The sequence below is a fragment of the Tepidibacillus infernus genome (genome assembly GCF_048898065.1).
In the GTDB taxonomy this organism is placed as follows: domain Bacteria; phylum Bacillota; class Bacilli; order Tepidibacillales; family Tepidibacillaceae; genus Tepidibacillus_B; species Tepidibacillus_B infernus.
On the sequence record NZ_JBLWFI010000080.1, the window covers coordinates 1 to 254 of the forward strand.

Annotated in this window: 1 pseudogene; it reads right to left on the minus strand. The window is 44.9% G+C overall.

The features are described 5' to 3' along the window. A pseudogene (locus TEPIDINF_RS15085) lies at positions 1-254 on the minus strand (RNA-guided endonuclease TnpB family protein); the annotation flags it as partial.

The window sequence follows — 254 nt, forward strand, 5'->3', positions numbered from 1 at the left end:
TTCTGCGTGATAGAATACGCTGTTCCTTCGCTAATTTTCCCAAGGCTTGGCGATAGAAACGAGGGTAATTGGCTGTCTTACCTTCTTCGCTATCGACGAATAAGCCATTCATGGAAAAATCTAATCCTTTCCGTTGACCACGTTGGTTGTGTAGGACTGTCTCGCCTTGCGGCTTTTGAACTTAGGAAATTCAACACGACCAGAGAAGAAGTTTTGGTATGCCTTCTGCAAATTCAGTTGAGCGTTTGCCAACG